Genomic DNA, 14927 nt, shown 5'->3' with positions numbered 1-14927 from the left:
GGCCCGCGCATCACCTACGACTGACGTGCCCTTACGCGGGAACGCTCGCCACGCCCGGGGCCAGGAACTTCTTGCCCGTCACCCGCTCGGAGACACCCTCGCGGTCCAGGTACGGCGTGATGCCGCCCAGGTGGAAGGGCCAGCCGGCACCGGTGATCAGACACAGGTCGATGTCCTGCGCCTCGGCGACGACACCCTCGTCCAGCATCAGGCCGATCTCCTGCGCGACGGCGTCCAGGACGCGGTCCCGCACCTGCTCCTCGGTCAGGACGACATCGCCCTGCTTGAGGAGCGCGGCGACCTCCGGGTCCAGCTCCGGCTTGCCGGAGTCGTAGACGTAGAAGCCGCGCTTGCCGGCCTTGACGACGGCGGCGAGGTTCGGGGAGACCTTGAAGCGGTCCGGGAAGGCGCCGTTGAGCGTCTCCGACACATGCAGACCGATCGCCGGGCCGACCAGCTCCAGCAGCACCAGCGGCGACATCGGCAGACCGAGCGGCTCGATGGCCTTCTCGGCGACCTCGACCGGGGTGCCCTCGTCGATGACGTTCTGGATCTCGCCCATGAAGCGGGTCAGGATGCGGTTGACGACGAACGCCGGGGCGTCCTTCGTCAGCACGGCCGTCTTCTTCAGCGACTTGGCGACCGAGAACGCGGTGGCCAGCGACGCGTCGTCGGTCTTCTCCGCGCGGACGATCTCCAGCAGCGGCAGGATCGCGACCGGGTTGAAGAAGTGGAAGCCCACGACCCGCTCGGGGTGCTTGAGCTTCGACGCCATCTCGGTGACCGAGAGGGAGGAGGTGTTGGTCGCCAGGATCGCGTGCTCCGGGACGACCGCCTCGACCTCGGCGAACACCTGCTGCTTGACGCCCATCTCCTCGAAGACGGCCTCGATGACGAAGTCCGCGTCGCCGAAGGCGGTGGCCTTGTCGAGGTGACCGGAGACCAGACCCTTGAGGCGGTTCGCCTTGTCCTGGTTGACCCGGCCCTTGAGCAGCAGCTTGTCGATCTCGCCGTGGACGTACTCCACGCCCTTGTCGATACGGGCCTGGTCGATGTCCGTGAGGACGACCGGCACCTCGAGACGGCGGGCGAACAGCAGCGCCAGCTGAGAGGCCATCAGACCGGCGCCGACGACGCCGACCTTGGTGACCGGGCGGGCCAGCTTCTTGTCCGGCGCACCGGCGGGACGCTTGGCACGCTTCTGCACCAGGTTGAACGAGTAGATGCCGGAGCGCAGCTCGCCACCCATGATCAGGTCCGCGAGGGCCTGGTCCTCGGCGTCGAAGCCCTGCTGGAGGTCGCCGTTCTTGGCGGCGGCGATGATCTCCAGCGCGCGGTAGGCGGCCGGGGCCGCGCCGTGCACCTTGCCGTCGGCGACGGCCTTGCCGCGGGCCACGGCCTCGTCCCACGCCGCACCCCGGTCGATCTCGGGCCGTACGACCTCGTGGTCGCCCTTCAGCACCGAAGCGGTCCAGATCAGCGACTGCTCCAGGAAGTCGGCACCCTCGAAGATCGCGTCCGCGATGCCCAGCTCGAAGACCTGCTGGCCCTTGAGCTGCTTGTTCTGGTTGAGCGAGTTCTCGATCACGACCGAGACGGCCTTGTCCGGGCCGATCAGGTTCGGCAGCAGGACGCAGCCGCCCCAGCCCGGCACCAGACCGAGGAAGACCTCGGGCAGCGAGAAGGCGGGGACCGCCTTGGAGACGGTGCGGTAGGTGCAGTGCAGACCGACCTCGACGCCGCCGCCCATCGCCGCGCCGTTGTAGTACGCGAAGGTCGGCACGGCCAGCCCGGCCAGCCGCTTGAAGACGTCGTGGCCGCCCTTGCCGATGGCCAGGGCCTCGTCGTGCTTCTTCAGCAGCTCGACGCCCTTGAGGTCGGCGCCGACGGCGAAGATGAACGGCTTGCCGGTGAGACCGACACCGACGATCGTGCCGTCCGCGGCCTCCTTCTCCACCTGGTCGATGGCGGCGTTGAGGTTCGCCAGCGACTGCGGACCGAAGGTGGTCGGCTTGGTGTGGTCGAAGCCGTTGTCCAGCGTGACGAGCGCGAATTTGCCCGCGCCCTGGGGCAGGTCGAGGTGGCGTACGTGCGCCTGCGTCACGACCTCGTCCGGGAACAGCTCCGCCGCACCCTTCAACAGCTCAGTAGTGGTGCTCACTTGCCTGCTCCCTCGAAGTGCGGGTTCTCCCAGATGACCGTTCCACCCATGCCGAAGCCGACACACATGGAGGTGATGCCGTAGCGGACCTCCGGCTGCTCCTCGAACTGCCGGGCCAGCTGCGTCATCAGACGCACGCCGGACGACGCCAGCGGGTGGCCGAAGGCGATCGCGCCGCCGTACTGGTTGACGCGCGGGTCGTCGTCGGCGATGCCGTAGTGGTCCAGGAGCGAGAGCACCTGCACCGCGAAGGCCTCGTTGATCTCGAACAGACCGATGTCATCGATCGTCAGACCGGCCTTGGCCAGCGCCTTCTCGGTCGCCGGGACCGGGCCGATGCCCATGACCTCGGGCTCCACACCGGCGAACGCGAAGTCCACCAGGCGCATCTTGACCGGCAGGCCCAGCTCGCGCGCCACGTCCTCGGCGGCGATCAGTGAGGCGGTCGCACCGTCGTTGAGACCGGCGGCGTTGCCCGCGGTCACCCGGCCGTGCGGACGGAACGGGGTCTTCAGGCCGGCCAGGTTCTCCAGGGTCGTGCCCGGACGCATCGGCTCGTCGGCGGTGGCCAGGCCCCAGCCGGTCTCGCCGGCCTCCGCGTTGGTGCGGCGGACCGAGATCGGCACCAGGTCCTGCTGGATCTTGCCGTTGGCGTACGCCTTGGCGGCCTTCTCCTGCGAGCGCACGGCGTACTCGTCGGCGCGCTGCTTGGTGATGTGCGGGAGCCGGTCGTGCAGGTTCTCCGCCGTCATGCCCATGAAGAGGGCGGACTGGTCGACCAGCTTCTCCGACACGAAGCGCGGGTTGGGGTCCACGCCCTCACCCATGGGGTGGCGGCCCATGTGCTCGACACCACCGGCGATGGCGAGGTCGTACGCACCGAAGGACACACCGCCGGCCATGCTCGTCACGGCGGTCATCGCGCCGGCACACATCCGGTCGATGGAGAAGCCGGGCACGGACTGGGGGAGGCCCGCCAGGATGCCGGCGGTACGGCCCAGGGTCAGGCCCTGGTCGCCGATCTGGGTGGTGGCGGCGAGGGCAACCTCGTCGATCTTCGCAGGGTCCAGGTCCGGGTTGCGGCGCAGCAGCTCCCGGATGCACTTGACGACCAGGTCGTCGGCGCGGGTCTCGTGGTAGATGCCCTTCGGGCCCGCCTTGCCGAACGGGGTGCGGACGCCGTCGACGAAGACGACGTCCCTAGCGGTACGAGGCACGTTGGCTCTCCTCCATGTGCGGGGTGGCACTGCTGCGGGGCGCCCCGGGGGACGCTTCACACCGACATGCTACTTGCGGGTAACCAGGCTGCACAGTCCCATGGGCCGGAGCGGCGAACGTCACACGGGTTCGTCGCGCTTTGCGTGGGTCGAGCGGGGGCGTGCCCTTCGTTTTACGCGGGGCTCGGGGCGGGCTTCCGCCGGTCCTCGTCATGACGACGCGGCCCTCGACACAGCGACGCGGTCCCGGACATAGCGACGCGGTTCCCGGCATGACGACGGCCCGGCCGCGCATGCTCGCGCGGCCGGGCCGTCGGTGTCCCGTCCCTGTCAGGCGCCGTTCGTGACCAGCGCCTCCGTGAGGATCACCGCCACCTGCTCGATCTGCCAGGGGCGCGCGCCGTGGCCGGTCAGCACCCTGGAGACCGCCTCCAGCGTCGGCTCGGCCGGCGGCTCCCAGCACAGCCGGCGCACCGTGTCCGGGGTGATCAGGTTCTCCTGGGGGAGGTTCAGCTCCTCGGCGAGCGCGGTCACCGCGGCCCGCGCGGCCGCGAGCCGGGCCGCGGCGGCCGGGTCCTTGTCCGCCCAGGAACGGGGCGGCGGCGGTCCGTTGAGCGGCTGTCCCGGCTGCGGCAGCTCACTGTCCGGCAGCGTACGGGCGCGGTCCACGGCGGCCTGCCACTGCTCCAGCTGACGGCGGCCCATGCGGTGGCCGAAGCCGGGCAGCGCGGCCAGCGCCTGGCTGTTCGCCGGCAGGTTCAGCGCCGCCTCCACGATCGCGGTGTCCCCGAGCACCTTGCCCGGGGAGACGTCGCGCCGCTGGGCGACCTGGTCACGGGCGGTCCACAGCTCCCGTACGACCGCCATCTGGCGACGCCGGCGCACCTTGTGCATCCCGGACGTACGGCGCCAGGGGTCCTTGCGGGGCGGCGGCGGGGGAGCGGCGGCGATGGCCGCGAACTCCTGCCGGGCCCACTCCAGCTTCCCCTGCCGGGTCAGCTCCTCCTCCAGCGCGTCGCGCAGATCCACCAGCAGCTCGACGTCGAGCGCGGCATAGCGCAGCCACGGCTCGGGCAGCGGACGGGTCGACCAGTCGACGGCGGAGTGGCCCTTCTCCAGGGCGTAGCCGAGGACGTTCTCGACCATCGCGCCCAGGCCGACCCGGGCGAAACCGGCCAGCCGCCCGGCCAGCTCCGTGTCGAAGAGCCGGGTGGGGACCATCCCTATGTCGCGCAGACAGGGCAGGTCCTGGGTGGCGGCGTGCAGCACCCACTCGGCGTCGTCGATCGCGTCGCCGAGCGCCGACAGGTCGGGGCAGCCGACCGGGTCGACGAGGACGCTGCCGGCGCCCTCGCGGCGCAGCTGGACGAGGTAGGCGCGCTGGCCGTAGCGGTAGCCGGAAGCGCGCTCGGCGTCGACGGCGACCGGACCGGAGCCGGCCGCGAAGGCGGCCACGACCTCGGCGAGCGCCTCGTCGGTGGCGGTCACCGAGGGGATGCCTTCGCGGGGCTCCAATAGCGGTTCCGGCGCCGGTCCGAGATCCGGAGGAGAGTCTCCGGCTGCTCGCAGTGTCGTGTCTGCTGCGGTCTTTTGGGCGTCGGTCACCAGTCAAGGGTATCTGTGTATGCACGGCGCCCGTCGAGGGAACGTTCCCTCGACGGGCGAGACGGCCTGGTTGAGTGGGTCAGTGGATGATGCCGGTGCGCAGGGCGACCGCGACCATGCCGGCCCGGTCACCGGTGCCGAGCTTGCGTGCGATGCGGGCGAGGTGGCTCTTGACGGTCAGCGCCGACAGCCCCATCGAGACGCCGATGGCCTTGTTGGACTGGCCCTCCGCCACCAGCCGCAACACCTCGACCTCACGGCCCGAAAGCTCGCGGTAGCCGCCCGGGTGGCCGGGGGCGCCCGGGGGGCGGCGCTGCATACGGGCCGCGTTGGCGCCGATGGGCGCGGCGCCCGGCCGGCCCGGGAGGCCGAGGTTGGTGCGGGTGCCGGTGACGACATAGCCCTTGACGCCGCCGGCGAGGGCGTTGCGTACGGCGCCGATGTCGTCGGCGGCGGACAGGGCGAGACCGTTGGGCCAGCCGGCGGCCCGCGTCTCGGAGAGGAGCGTGAGGCCGGAGCCGTCGGGCAGGTGGACGTCGGCAACGCAGATGTCGCGCGGGTTGCCGACGCGGGGACGGGCCTCCGCGATGGACGACGCCTCGATCACGTCACGTACTCCGAGGGCCCACAGGTGGCGGGTGACGGTGGAACGGACGCGAGGGTCGGCCACGACGACCATGGCCGTCGGCTTGTTCGGGCGGTAGGCGACCAGGCTCGAAGGTTGCTCGAGGAGAACAGACACCGGGCCTCCTGGGGGGAGTGGCGGGGACGGAAGCCGACTTGGGAGCGTCGGAATGATCCGTGTTTGAAGGGTCACTGACCTCTTCGGCAGCAATCGGGCGGGACTTTAGAGTTTGATCACGATTTAGTTAGGGGCAATTCGGGCAAATCGGACGCTTGGTCGATCAGAGCTGAGCATCGAGTGACCACAGAGGTGAACAGAGGCGCATGTGATGACGCGATGTCGCCCGGAACGCTTCACGGACGGTGCGGGAAGAGCACGGTTGACGCGCGAAGTTGATCAGGCGTTGTCGTAGGTGCTCAGAGGCTGTCGGTGGGGTGGGGGCGGGAGGGGGACGGGATGGGGGAGGTGTGCTGCCGCCGGCGGGTGGGTGGGCGGGGGTGCCGGGCGTCGTCGTTGCCGGTCGTCGCTGCTGCTTCTGCCGGTCGTCGTCGCTGCTGCCGAACGGTTCGGCGCGGCTGCCGATGATGGTGTCCGGGCGCCCTGGTGTCCGCATCCGCTGCCGCGTGAACCCGGCGGGTCTCGTGTCCCGGCGCGGCCGCACCGGGACACCCGACGCTCAGCGGGGATGCGGCCCCCGGCGCTGCGGCAGCGGTACGACACCGCCGCGCGGCGACGGGTCCGGCGCGGCCGGCGGCAGCCCCGCCACCTGACACAGCAGATCGCACCACGCCGACAGATGCGCCGCCATGTCCGGCACCCCGCCCGGCCCCTCGGCCGGTGTCCACGACGCCCGGATCTCGATCTGCGTCGCCGGCTCCCGCGCCGAAAGACCACCGAAGTAGTACGACCCGGCCCGCGTCACCGTGCCGCTCGCCTCGCCGTACCGCACCCCGCGCGCCTCCAGCGCACCCGTCAGCCACGACCAGGACACCTCGGGCAACAGCGGATCGGCGCCCATCTCCGGCTCCAGTTCCGCCCGTGCCAGCGTCACCACACGGAACGTGCCCTGCCAGGCCTCATGCCCGGCCGGCTGGTGGAGCAGCACCAGCCGCCCGTCCGCCAGATCCCTGTCCTCGTCGCCCGGTCCCGAGGCGTGTTCGACCACCGCCGCCTCCAGCGCGTACGCGAACGGGGCGAGCCGCTTCGGCGCCGGCGTCGGGTCGATCTCGATCTCCGGCCGCAGTCGAGCCGCCCGGAGCGCCTCGACCGCCTGACGGAAGGGGATCGGGGTCTCGTCCGCGCTGTCCGCGAGGTGTTCTTGAGCCGCAGCCATGCCCGGAAGATTAGGCGGAAGGAGGCCGTCATCCCGGGAGGACACCCGGTGCGCGCGTCGCCCATTCGGAGGTGCCCCGGAGGCGCCGGCGCAGTTCCGCCCCCGGGCGCCGTCCCGGACATGCCCTCTGCCGCGCCGCACCGCCCCGGTCGTCACCGGGAGACGGCCGGTCTCCGTCGCCGGGAGGTGCCTGTCTCCCTCACCGGGAAGCGGCCTGTCGGCGAACTCCGGGACCCCGGTCACGCCCTCCGGCGCGCATGCGAAGATTTGGGGCGTGAGCGCCAACGACGCCCCCACGGGCCAGCAGCAGACCGCTACATACGACTCGGCATTCCTCAGGGCCTGCCGCCGCGAGCCGGTGCCGCACACGCCGGTGTGGTTCATGCGCCAGGCGGGGCGCTCGCTGCCCGAATACCGCAAGGTCCGCGAGGGCATCGCGATGCTCGACTCCTGCATGCGCCCCGAGCTGGTCACCGAGATCACCCTCCAGCCGGTGCGCCGCCACAACGTCGACGCCGCCATCTACTTCAGCGACATCGTCGTCCCCCTCAAGGCCATCGGCATCGACCTCGACATCAAGCCCGGCGTCGGCCCGGTCGTCGAGAACCCGATCCGCACCCGCGCCGACCTCGAGCAGCTGCGCGACCTGGAGCCCGGCGACGTCTCGTACGTCACCGAGGCCATCGGCATGCTCGTCCGCGAACTCGGCAGCACCCCCCTCATCGGCTTCGCCGGCGCACCCTTCACCCTCGCCAGCTACCTCGTCGAGGGCGGCCCGTCCCGTAACCACGAGCGCACCAAGGCGCTCATGTACGGCGACCCGCAGCTGTGGGCCGACCTCCTGGACCGGCTCGCGGAGATCACCGCGGCCTTCCTCAAGGTCCAGATCGAGGCCGGGGCGAGCGCCGTGCAGCTCTTCGACTCCTGGGTCGGCGCGCTCGCGCCCGCCGACTACCGGCGGTCCGTGATGCCGTCCTCCGCCAAGGTCTTCGACGCGGTCGCGTCCTACGGCGTGCCGCGCATCCACTTCGGTGTCGGCACCGGCGAACTCCTCGGCCTGATGGGCGAGGCCGGCGCCGATGTCGTCGGCGTCGACTGGCGCGTCCCGCTGGACGAGGCGGCTCGCCGCGTCGGCCCCGGCAAGGCACTCCAGGGCAATATCGACCCGGCCGTCCTCTTCGCCCCGCGCGAGGCCGTGGAGACCAAGGCCCGCGAGGTCCTGGAGGCCGCCGCCGGCCTGGAAGGCCATGTCTTCAACCTCGGCCACGGTGTCCTCCCCACCACCGACCCGGAGTCGCTGACCCGGCTGGTGGAGTACGTACACGAGCAGACGGCGGGCTGAGGGAGGGGCTCGGGGCGTTCCCCGGTCCTTCGGCCTCCCCCGGGGGGCTCCCCTCGCCCCCCGCCCCGCCCCCGCCCCGCCCCACCCCTCGCCCTGACCTGACAGAGCTCTGGTCCGGCCCGGGACGGCTTGATCAGGTCTGGCCGGCCCGCCCAGGTCATACCCCCGCCGCCCGTATCGCCGCCGTCGCCTTGCGGGCCGCGACCAGGACCGGGTCCCAGACCGGGGAGAAGGGCGGGGCGTAGCCCAGGTCGAGGGTGGTCATCTGCTCCACGGTCATGCCGGCCGTCAGTGCCACCGCCGCGATGTCCACCCTCTTGCCCGCGCCCTCGTGCCCGACGATCTGCACACCCAGCAGTCGGCCCGTACGGTGCTCGGCGAGCATCTTGACGTGCATCGGGCGGGCGCCGGGGTAGTAGCCGGCCTGGTTGGTGGACTCGATGGTCACCGTGACGAACCGCAGGCCGGCGGCGCGCGCATGGCGCTCCAGCAGTCCGGTGCGGGCGATCTCCAGATCGCAGACCTTGCTGACGGCGGTGCCGACGACACCGGGGAAGGTCGCGTAGCCGCCGCCCACGTTGGAGCCGATGACCTGGCCGTGCTTGTTGGCGTGCGTGCCGAGCGCGATATGCCGGGTGTGCCCCGACACCAGGTCGAGGACCTCGACGCAGTCGCCGCCCGCCCATATCGCGTCCTGGCCGCGCACCCGCATCGCGAGGTCGGTGAGCAGCCCGCCGGACTCGCCCAGGGGGAGCCCGGCCGCGGCGGCGAGGGTCGTCTCGGGCTGTACGCCCATGCCCAGGACGATCACGTCCGCCGGATATTCGGCGTCCTCGGTGGTGACCGCGCGGGCCCGGCCTTCCGCATCCGTCAGCACCGCGGTCACGGCCGCGCCGCGCACCGTCTCGATGCCCAGCCCGCACATCGCCGTGTGGACGAGCGCCCCCATGTCCGGGTCCAGGGTGGACATCGGCTGCTCGCTCTGTTCCAGCACGGTGACCTCGTAGCCGCGGCGGATCAGCGCCTCGGCCATCTCCACGCCGATATAGCCGGCGCCGACGACGACGGCCCGCCGGCCCTCGGTGGCCTCAAGGGTGTCCAGCAGGGCCCGGCCGTCGTCGAGTGTCTGCACACCATGCACACCCGGCGCGTCGATCCCCGGCAGCGCGGGGCGCCGCGGTCGGGCGCCGGTGGCCAGCACCAGCTTGTCGAAGCCGGTCCAGGACTCCCGGCCGCCGTCGTCCAGCTGCCGGGTGCGCACCCGGCAGCGGTCCAGGTCGAGTTCGGTGACCTCGGTACGCAACCGCAGATCGATGTCGCGGGCGCGGTGCTCCTCCGGAGAACGGGCGATCAGGGCGTCCGGACCGTCGACCACACCGCCGACCCAGTACGGGATGCCGCAGGCGGAGTACGAGGTGAAATGGCCGCGCTCGAACGCGATGATCTCCAGCTCGTCGGGCTTCCTCAGCCGCCGCGCCTGCGACGCGGCGGCCATCCCCGCCGCGTCGCCACCGACGACCACCAGCCGCTCCGCCGCCATCGCGCCACCCCTTCGTCGGATCTCACCGCAGCGCCTCCGCCGCCTCTTGACGATGCGCGGTGTTCGCTGCGTCTTGATTCGTAACGTTAGGACTCGCCGCGTGTCGGCGCGTCAGGAATGCCCCTGAGAAACGCCCTGACGGGCCCCTGAGGAAGACCCTGATGAATCGTCGCGAAGTCCCCTAGGGGCCCGGAAACGGGGGGCGAGAAAAGGGGCCGAACGGGTGCGGGACGGCGCAGGACGGTGCGGGAACGGCACGCGGACAGCACGAGAACGGGCGCTGGCAGGGGCGCTGGCAGGGGCGCTAGAAGGGGTAGGCCGCGGGCGTGGCGCGCACCGTCGTCCAGCGGGTTTCGGTGAACGCGTCGAGGTTGGCCTCGCCGCCGAAGCGCGAGCCGGTACCCGAGTCGGCGAGGCCGCCGAAGGCCGCGACCGGCTCGTCGTTGACCGTCTGGTCGTTGATGTGGACGAGGCCGGTGGGGATGCGTTGGGCCAGGTCCAGCGCGCGGGCCGCGTCGCGGGTGACGATCCCGAGCGCCAGGCCGTAGGACGTGTCGTTCGCCAGCTCGACGGCCTCGTCCAGGGTGTGGAACGCGCGCACGGGGGCCACCGGGCCGAAGACTTCCAGGGCGTACGCGGCGGAGGCGCCCACGGAGCCGGGCCCCGATCCGGAGTCGGCGCCCGCGTCGGCGAGCACCGTCGGACGGTAGTACAGGTCGTGGTGGGTGCCCCCGGCGGCGACCCGTACGCCGGCCTCGGCGCTGCTCCGTACCAGCTCGTCGATCTTGTCGAGCTGACCGCGGTCGATGACCGGGCCGAGGTGCACCTGCTCGCGGAACGGGTCCCCGACGGCCAGCGCGTCCGCCTTCTCCGCCAGCCGGGCCACGTACTCGTCGTAGAGCGAGGCATGCACGAGATGCCGGCCCGCGGTCATGCAGACCTGGCCCTGGTGGAAGAAGGACGCCCAGGCGGCGGTGGACATCGCCGCGTCCAGATCGGCGTCCTCCAGGACGAGGAAGGCGCTGTTGCCGCCCAACTCCAGGTGGGCGCGCTTGAGATGGCTCGCGGCCAGAGCGCCGACGCTGCGGCCCGCGGCGGTCGAGCCGGTGAACGAGACGACGCGGACACGCGGATCCGCGATCAGCGCCTGACCGGTCTCCGCGCCGCCCGGCAGGACGTGCAGCAGCCCCTCGGGCAGCCCGGCCTCCGCGAAGACCGCCGACAGGACATGGCCGCCGCAGATCGCGGTACGCGGGTCGGGTTTGAGGAGGACGGCGTTGCCGAGGGCGAGGGCGGGTGCGACGGATCTGACGCCGAGCACCAGCGGGGCGTTGAACGGCGCGATGACGCCGACGACCCCGGCCGGGACGCGGGTCGTGTACGACAGGCGCGGCGTGGAGGAGGGGAGCACCTGCCCGATGGGGCGGTGGGCGAGTGCGGCGGCCTCGTAGCACTCCTCGGCCGCGGTGCGGATCTCGAAGTCGGCCTTGCCCCGGATGCTGCCGGACTCACGGATGATCCACTCGGCGATCTCCGGCTCGTACCGCTGGATCAGATCGCCGGCCCGGCGCAGCACCGCGGCCCGCTCCGAATACGGCCTGCGGGCCCAGTCCCGCTGGGCGTGGGCGGCGCTGCTCGCGGCCTGCTCGACGTCGGACGGGCCGGCCAGCGTGAAGGTGTCCAGCACGTCGCCCGTCGCGGGCTCGATGGCGTCCGCCTCGCCGCCGTTCAGGGACAGTCGTTCCTTCGGGTCGAGCAGGGGCATCGCGCCAACCTCCGGTCGGGAGAAAACAGTTGAGGAATGAACGAGTGGTCACATTCTCTCGCGAGGGGAGCGGCGGCGCCATGTGTGGAGGGGAAGGGGGCGAGGGGGAGCGGGCCGAGCGGGGTGGGGGCGCGCGGTTATGCGGCGGGGTGCGGGCGGGGTCAGGGGTGCGCTGGGGGAGATCCCCTAGGGGACGTGGTCGCCCCTTGCAGGCCAGAACGCGGGGGCAGGGGCGGGTATTCCGGCATCCGGTCTACCGGCATCTCTACCGGCATCACAGCACCCGATCCGCAGCCCCAGCGCTCCCGAGCCGACCCGCAGCCCCAGCGCTCCCGAGCCAGCCGTCCGAGGCGGCGCTCCCGGGTCAGCGCTCCCGAGCCAGCCGTCCGAGGCGGCGCTCCCGGGTCAGCGCTCCCGGGCCAGCCGTCCGAGCCAGCGCCCCCGAGCCAGCCCTCCCGGGCTAGCGTTCCAGAACCAGGGCGAGGCCCTGTCCCACCCCGATGCACAGTGCCGCGAGTCCCGTGCCCGAGCCCAGTGCGGCGAGCTGGTGGGCCACCGACCCGGCGAGGCGGGCGCCGGACGCGCCCAGGGGGTGGCCGATGGCGATGGCGCCGCCGCGCGGGTTCACCACGGACGGGTCCAGGTCGGGCCACTGGCCGATGCAGCCCAACGCCTGGGCCGCGAACGCCTCATTGAGTTCGAACGTCGCGACATCGCCGAAGCCGCGCCCGGACCGGTCCAGCGCCCGCCGTACCGCCTCCACCGGGCCGAGCCCGAACAGCTGCGGCTCGACGCCGGTCACCGCGCTCGCACGGATACGGGCCAGCGGTTCACGCCCGGTCGCCCGCAGCCCCTCCTCGTCGACCAGCAGCAGCGCCGCCGCGCCGTCGTTGAGCGGCGAGGAATTGCCCGCGGTGACCGTGCCCCCGGCCGTACGGAACACCGGCTTCAGCTTCGAGAGAGACTCCAGGGACGAAGCCTCCCGGATCGTCTCGTCCCGCTCCAGCTTCACATCCGGAAGCGGCACCACCTCCGCGTCGTAGCTGCCCTCCCGCCACGCCCGTGCCGCCTTCTGGTGGCTGGCCAGCGCGAACACGTCCTGCTGCTCGCGGGTGATGCCGTGCTGCTCGGCGATCAGCTCGGCGCCCTCGCCCAGCGCGACCGTCCACTTGGGCCGCATCCGCGGATTGACCATCCGCCAGCCCAGCGTCGAGGAGAACATCTCCTGATGGCCCGCCGGGAAGGCCCGCTCCGGCTTGCGCAGGACGTACGGCGCACGGCTCATCGACTCCACGCCGCCCGCCACCGCGATATGCGCATCGCCGTGCGCGATGGCGCGGGCGGCCTGGATGACCGCCTCCAGACCGGAGCCGCACAGCCGGTTGACGGTCACGCCGGGGACGGTGACCGGCAGCCCCGCGAGCAGTACGGCCATCCGGGCGACATTCCGGTTGTCCTCGCCGGCGCCGTTCGCATCGCCGAAGCAGACGTCGTCGATCCGGGCCGGGTCCAGCTCCGGGGTGCGGTCCACCAGGGCCCTGACCACATGGGCGGCCAGGTCGTCGGGGCGGGTTCCGGCCAGGGCGCCGCCGTATTTGCCGACGGGGGTCCGTACGGCATCGACGATGTAGACATCCCGTACGCGTGGCTCGGTCATCAGGCAGTGTCCTCGGTGTATTCGATGTGCTCGCTCGACGGACTCGCTCTACTTGCGGTCCCGGGCCGGGGGTCGGCGGGCGGCAGGAAGATCGCTGCCGCCCGCCCCGAGTCTTTGCCCGCCGCTCCCCGCTGTCAACGGGGTCCTCGGCCACGGACGGATCCGGCCCGCCTACGGGCGGGCGGATCGGGAACCGGGCAAGGATCCCGATCCGGTTCCGGGTTCCGTGCCTGGTTCCGTTCCCGGGCCGGTTCCGGGTCCGGCCGAGGTCTCCGGTCCGGTTGCGGCCTCCGGTCCGGCCGAGGCTTCCGGTGCGTCCGCGGCGGCCGCCGGTCCGCCGGATGCGGTCCCGTCCTCACCGCCGGAGCCGGCCGCCATACCGGCAGCGCCCGCCATGCTTGCCGCGCCCGCCGCGCCGTCAGCGCCCTTCACACCCAGCGCGCCCACCGCACCCGCCGGATCCACCGGGCCTGCCCCTTGCGACACGCCCCCGCCGTTCACCCCGCGCCGCCGGGTACGGCGTCCCGCCGGCAGCCGGTCGCGGACCAGCCGCCACAGCCCGTGCAGGAGGGCCCCCGCCGCCGCGAACGGCAGCACCGCACCGATGATCACCAGCAGCCACCGCACCGCCTCGGTGAAGGCGTGCCAGCCGCCGGAGAGCGCGTCCCCGAAGGACGTCGGATCGTCCTCGTGCTGCGGGGCGGCGCCCGGCTGCCGCAGCAGCAGCGTGATGGTGGCCATGCCCGTCCGCTCCTTGAGCGACGCCAGCTGGGCCTCCAGCGACTCCAGGTCCGCCTCGCGGGTGTTGAGTTCGGACTCCAGGGAGACGATGTCGCTGATCGTCGTGGCCCGCTCCATCAGCTCCCGGACGCGTGTCACGCTCGCCCGCTGGGTCTTGATGCGGCTCTCGGTGTCCACCACCTGCTCGGTCACGTCCTTCGCCGAGACCTCCCGCGAGACGAGCTTGCCGAGCCGGGACAGCCGCCCGAGCACCGCGTCGTACTCCTTGGGCGGCACCCGCAGCACCAGCTTCGACCGGTCGTGGCCCTCGGCGTCCCGGTCGGTGGTCTCGTCGCCGGTGTAGCCGCCCGCGCCGTCCACCGCCGTACGCGCCTTGGCCAGCGCCTCCGGCAGATCCTTGGTCTCCACGGTGACCGTCGCGGTACGGATGATCTGGCTGGGCGCGACCTTGGCCGCCTTCGGCCGCCCCGGGGCGTGCTCCTCGGCCGCCGCCCCGTTTCGGCCGTCGCCGGGGGCCCGCTGCCCGCCCCGCTCGTACCCGCCGCCCGTCGCCCGAGGCGGCGCGGCCGCCCCCTTGTCGGCGATCGCCTCGCTCGTCGCGGCTTCGTCGCCCGACGCGCCGCATCCGGCGACCGCCAGCGACGCCGCGAGCAGCACCGCGGTCGCGGCACCCCGACGTCCCGCCGCAGCGCGTCCGGCTGGTGCTCCCGGCATCCGTCCCGTTGTTCCCCGCATGACCCGTCCCCCTCGAAGTGGCCTGATGTCGTTGCCAGTTCGACGACTCCCGGGAGCGGCCGGTTGCCGCCTCCGGGTCGCGATGCGGTCACGGTCCGGACTCCGCGAGGACTCCCCACCGGGCAGCGGATTCCACACCAGGGATCTGAGAGAACCAGGCCTCGGGGACAACCCGGCATCCGGGAGAACCCGGAATCCGACGGATC

The 14927-nt window shown here is 72.3% G+C and carries 10 protein-coding genes; 1 reads left to right on the top strand and 9 read right to left on the bottom strand.

Features of this window, described 5'->3' with window-relative positions; translation table 11 throughout:
- Positions 1–31 precede the first annotated feature (31 nt).
- From FCH28_RS25485 to FCH28_RS25465, 5 genes are all read right to left on the bottom strand, one after another.
- Positions 32–2161 carry a 3-hydroxyacyl-CoA dehydrogenase NAD-binding domain-containing protein gene (locus tag FCH28_RS25485; protein ID WP_136742471.1) on the bottom strand — a complete coding sequence of 710 codons (2130 nt, stop codon included), beginning with the start codon at positions 2159–2161 and terminating at the stop codon, positions 32–34.
- Positions 2158–3378 carry a thiolase family protein gene (locus FCH28_RS25480; RefSeq protein ID WP_136742470.1) on the bottom strand — a complete coding sequence of 407 codons (1221 nt, stop codon included), beginning with the start codon at positions 3376–3378 and terminating at the stop codon, positions 2158–2160. Before FCH28_RS25480 ends, FCH28_RS25485 begins: the two co-directional genes overlap by 4 nt.
- 330 nt (positions 3379–3708) lie before the next feature.
- Entirely contained in the window at positions 3709–4983 is a 1275-nt protein-coding gene (locus FCH28_RS25475; protein WP_136742469.1) for a ribonuclease D, read from the bottom strand.
- Between the two features lie 79 nt (positions 4984–5062).
- Positions 5063–5725: a response regulator transcription factor gene (locus tag FCH28_RS25470; protein ID WP_016573641.1), complete on the bottom strand. Its 663-nt coding sequence runs from the start codon at positions 5723–5725 to the stop codon at positions 5063–5065.
- Between the two features lie 559 nt (positions 5726–6284).
- Positions 6285–6941, bottom strand: a complete 657-nt coding sequence (locus tag FCH28_RS25465) for a DUF3000 domain-containing protein (protein ID WP_136742468.1) — start codon at positions 6939–6941, stop codon at positions 6285–6287.
- Between the two features lie 274 nt (positions 6942–7215).
- Here FCH28_RS25465 and hemE point away from each other — a divergent pair, with 274 nt between their 5' ends.
- Positions 7216–8283, top strand: coding sequence for a uroporphyrinogen decarboxylase (gene hemE / locus FCH28_RS25460; RefSeq protein ID WP_136742467.1), 1068 nt, complete (start codon positions 7216–7218; stop codon positions 8281–8283).
- Between the two features lie 157 nt (positions 8284–8440).
- On the opposite strand, the gene FCH28_RS25455 is transcribed toward hemE, so the two are convergent.
- The 4 genes from FCH28_RS25455 to FCH28_RS25440 all read right to left on the bottom strand — a co-directional run bounded on the left by FCH28_RS25455 (position 8441) and on the right by FCH28_RS25440 (position 14700).
- Entirely contained in the window at positions 8441–9823 is a 1383-nt protein-coding gene (locus FCH28_RS25455; RefSeq protein ID WP_136742466.1) for an FAD-dependent oxidoreductase, read from the bottom strand.
- 304 nt (positions 9824–10127) lie between these two features.
- Positions 10128–11588 (bottom strand): aldehyde dehydrogenase family protein, encoded by a 1461-nt coding sequence (locus FCH28_RS25450; protein WP_136742465.1) that lies wholly within the window; start codon positions 11586–11588, stop codon positions 10128–10130.
- 460 nt (positions 11589–12048) lie between these two features.
- Positions 12049–13245: a thiolase family protein gene (locus FCH28_RS25445; protein ID WP_136742464.1), complete on the bottom strand. Its 1197-nt coding sequence runs from the start codon at positions 13243–13245 to the stop codon at positions 12049–12051.
- Positions 13246–13416: 171 nt separating this feature from the next.
- Entirely contained in the window at positions 13417–14700 is a 1284-nt protein-coding gene (locus FCH28_RS25440; protein WP_246103179.1) for a DUF4349 domain-containing protein, read from the bottom strand.
- Between the last annotated feature and the right edge of the window lie 227 nt (positions 14701–14927).

Source organism: Streptomyces piniterrae (genome assembly GCF_005048155.1).
Classification (GTDB): Bacteria; Actinomycetota; Actinomycetes; order Streptomycetales; family Streptomycetaceae; genus Streptomyces; species Streptomyces piniterrae.
This window is presented reverse-complemented; position numbering and strand designations above follow the sequence as displayed.

Bases quoted from the DNA above. Each gene is read 5' to 3' on its own strand.
- FCH28_RS25465 (WP_136742468.1), bottom strand. From the start codon at position 6,941: ATGGCTGCGGCTCAAGAACACCTCGCGGACAGCGCGGACGAGACCCCG.
- FCH28_RS25440 (WP_246103179.1), bottom strand. From the start codon at position 14,700: ATGCCGGGAGCACCAGCCGGACGCGCTGCGGCGGGACGTCGGGGTGCC.
- FCH28_RS25450 (WP_136742465.1), bottom strand. From the start codon at position 11,588: ATGCCCCTGCTCGACCCGAAGGAACGACTGTCCCTGAACGGCGGCGAG.
- FCH28_RS25445 (WP_136742464.1), bottom strand. From the start codon at position 13,245: ATGACCGAGCCACGCGTACGGGATGTCTACATCGTCGATGCCGTACGG.
- FCH28_RS25455 (WP_136742466.1), bottom strand. From the start codon at position 9,823: ATGGCGGCGGAGCGGCTGGTGGTCGTCGGTGGCGACGCGGCGGGGATG.